Source organism: Brevundimonas sp., from assembly GCF_032107865.1.
Taxonomy (GTDB): domain Bacteria; phylum Pseudomonadota; class Alphaproteobacteria; order Caulobacterales; family Caulobacteraceae; genus Brevundimonas.
In genome coordinates this window covers 1-2,991 of sequence record NZ_DAMCNG010000284.1, presented here as the reverse complement: position 1 = coordinate 2,991, position 2,991 = coordinate 1, and the positions used below count along the sequence as shown (strand labels likewise).

General features: G+C 67.9%; 4 protein-coding genes and 1 pseudogene. All 5 read right to left on the bottom strand.

All coding sequences use genetic code 11. From position 1 onward, the window contains the following. The coding region (locus RT567_RS15575; protein ID WP_313577143.1) for a helix-turn-helix transcriptional regulator at positions 1 to 351 on the bottom strand (351 nt) is incomplete at its 3' end. A 60-nt stretch (positions 352 to 411) separates the two neighbouring features. Beyond that, a complete protein-coding gene (locus tag RT567_RS15570; protein WP_313577142.1) occupies positions 412 to 996 on the bottom strand; it encodes a transcriptional regulator in 585 nt (194 codons plus the stop codon). Positions 997 to 1,057: 61 nt separating this feature from the next. Then, entirely contained in the window at positions 1,058 to 1,615 is a 558-nt protein-coding gene (locus tag RT567_RS15565; protein ID WP_313577141.1) for a NifU family protein, read from the bottom strand. A gap of 159 nt (positions 1,616 to 1,774) precedes the next feature. After that, positions 1,775 to 2,242, bottom strand: coding sequence for a universal stress protein (locus RT567_RS15560; protein ID WP_313577140.1), 468 nt, complete (start codon positions 2,240 to 2,242; stop codon positions 1,775 to 1,777). Positions 2,243 to 2,447: 205 nt separating this feature from the next. Then, a pseudogene (locus tag RT567_RS15555) lies at positions 2,448 to 2,991 on the bottom strand (NAD-glutamate dehydrogenase domain-containing protein); the annotation flags it as partial.

The window sequence follows — 2,991 nt, the reverse complement described above, 5'->3', positions numbered from 1 at the left end:
CTGGGCGACCCGCGTCAGGGCGCGGCGCGCGCCTGCATCGGGAATGCGGGCGAAGGCCTCGGCCAGGCCGCGGCCCTCCGCGCTGGCCAGAACCGGGTGAACCAGTTCGACCTCCCCCTCGGTGCTGGGGCGCGTGGGAAAGAAGTCGGCCACCGAACACCCCATGGCGGTCGCTGCCTGGTGCAGACGCGAAGCGGAGACGCGGTTGGTCCCGGTCTCGTATTTCTGGACCTGCTGGAAACTGACGCCCAGTTCCCGTCCCAGAACGGACTGAGACCAGCCCAGGGCGGACCGCCGGGCGGCGATGCGCAGACCGACGGCCTGGTCGATATGATGGCTGCGACGCGACATGACCCCTCCGATTTCAACCAGAGCGTTTCACGACCCGTTTCAAAATACAACTATTTTGTTTCATTCATCATCAAGGCGGCCGGTGACGGCCGACATCGACTGGATGTCCGAACGCGCGATCCGCTCCGACCGATCCAAGCCGCCCGCGCCGAAGACCACTACTTCAACGTCATCGGCGCAATCATAGAGGCGAATCTTTCGAGCACCGTCATCCAGTTGGATGATGCAGCCCTGTCCTCGGCGCGGCCAACGTCCCTGCGCATACTCCAGCACCGTTCCGGCGGACGCCCACGGGGTCAGTTCATCAGTTTCCAGCCGCAGCCGCCGCGTCTGAACGGGGGCGCCCTCGAAAGCCCGGCCGCGCGCAGAAAGCCCATTGGCGGGAAGGCTTTCGGGCAAAATCGGCGCGTCTTCCAACTGCAAGACCAAGGCTTCGGGCGTCGCGTCCAGGGCGCCGGTCAGGCGACGCTGAACGTCTGGACGGAACAGGCTGGAGCGCTTGCCCGCCTCATAGAGACCCCAGCCTTGACTGGTCATGCCGATCCGCTGGCCCGCTTCGGCCTGGCTCAAACCTCGCTCACGCCGCAACGCCGCCAGGGCCTCGCCCAACGCGCGCGCCTGGGATGTCTCGTCCGAACCGCTCATGACGCCATCATGCCCGACGGCGCGCCGTCCGACGAGTGTTTCATGTGAAACAGGGCGGCGCTTACAGCACCTGTTCGACGCTGGTCACTTCGGGGACGTAGTGACGCATCATCTGCTCGACCCCGGCCTTCAGCGTGGCCGAAGAGGAGGGGCAGCCCGCGCAGGCGCCGCGCATCCGCAGACGCAGCACGCCTGTTTCCTCATCGAAATGATCGAACAGGATGTCGCCGCCGTCCTGGGCCACGGCCGGACGGATGCGACTGTCGAGCAGGCTCTTGATCTCGGCCACGATCTCCGTGTCCTCGCCAGCGTCCTCGGTCGGCGCCTCGCCGGCGCGAACCAGCGGCGCGCCCGAGACGAAATGATCCATGATGACCGACAGGATCGGCGCCTTCATCTCGGTCCAGTCCGGGCCCTGGGCGGCGCGGGTGACCGAGACGTAGTCGGCGCCGAAGAAGACCCCCTCGACGCCTTCCAGTTCGAACAAAGCCTCGGCCAGGGGCGAAGCGGCCGCCTCGTCGATGGTGCGGAACTCCAACACGGCCTGCGGAGCGACATCGCGACCCGGCAGGAACTTCAGGGCGTTGGGATTGGGCGTGGCTTCAGTCTGGATGAACATGAGCCCCAGATGCGCCCTGCCGCGCCCGGGTTCAAGTGGGCGTAAAGCCCCAAAGACAGAGCCGACGACGCCCCCCCTTCAGCGCGCCCTCGCACTCATGATCCCGCCCACGTCGCTCAAGCCGCGAGGCCCCGCGGGCCGAGCATAGCGACCCTGGAATCAGGCCAGATCCATAATCTCCGCCTCGGTCAGTTCGCCGGGAACGATGGTGACGGGCAGCTTTCGGCCGGTGAGGGCGGCGCCCTGTTTCAATACCGCCGAGACCAGGGGACCGGGGCCGCGTCCGTTGGCGCCGGCCGCCAGGATCAGGATCTTGATATCGGGATCGTCGCCGACCGCCTTGCGAATGGCGGCCTGGGGATCGCCCTCCTCAATCAGATAGACGGGCGGGGCGCCGGACGTCTCGGCGACCTTTTCCCCCAGCCGGGCCAGCAGAGCCTCGGCCTCCTCGCGTTGTTGGCGTCGGATTTCATCGCGGACGCCGGACCAGTGCTCATCCGACCCGCCGACCAGGGCGCGTAACAGCACCACATGACCCCCGGTCGAACGCGCACGGCGCGAGGCGTAGGCCAGGGCGGCGTCCAATTCGGGAGTGTCGTCGACGACGACGAGGAACTTCCTGGGCATGGGCCCTCCGGTTCGCTGAACAGCAAGGGCCACCTAAGCCGACCCCGCCCCAAACGCCAAGGCCCGCCCGCCTCGCCAGATGACGAAACGGACGGGCCCTGATCTGTCGCAGCGGGTGTTGGCGCTCCAAGAAGCGCTCAAGCAGCGAGCGACCGCGTCGCGAGCGTAGCGCGTGACGCCGGGCTCTCGCCCGGCGTCACCTCACTTAGGAAGCCGAAGCCAGCACCTCGCGGATCTCGCCGTTGGCGATGGTCAGCTTGGCGAAGGTCCAGCCGGAGCCCGAGGTCTCGATCTCATCGACCGAGCCGCGCAGGGCTTCCACCTGATCCATACGGGCGCCGATCCAGGCGTCGACCGCCTGTTCCGCGCTGTCCTCGCCCGCGCCCGCCGCCTGGGCCGAAGCCTTGGCCACCGCGCGAGTCAGCTGCTGCTGCTCGGTCATCAGATCCTGGATCAGACGACGCACGGCCAGACGATCAAAGCGATCGCCCGACGGCACCGACCCGGCCGCCACGCGCAGGCGGTCGAAGTCGAAGGCGGCGCCGACCTGGTGATAGACGCGGGCCATGGCCGGGGCGTCCCAACCCAGCTCGCCGGACAGGTCGCCGATGTCAGCCGTGGCCACCATCGGACGCAGCATGGCGATGTCGCGGGCCAGGTCTTCCGGCGCGCCCAGGCCGATGAAGGTCTGGACCCGGCTCTCGTAGCGGGCGTGCTCATAGCGCGACAGCACGGCCGGACCGGCGGCG

Bases quoted from the DNA above. Each gene is read 5' to 3' on its own strand.
- RT567_RS15570 (WP_313577142.1), bottom strand. From the start codon at position 996: ATGAGCGGTTCGGACGAGACATCCCAGGCGCGCGCGTTGGGCGAGGCC.
- RT567_RS15565 (WP_313577141.1), bottom strand. From the start codon at position 1,615: ATGTTCATCCAGACTGAAGCCACGCCCAATCCCAACGCCCTGAAGTTC.
- RT567_RS15560 (WP_313577140.1), bottom strand. From the start codon at position 2,242: ATGCCCAGGAAGTTCCTCGTCGTCGTCGACGACACTCCCGAATTGGAC.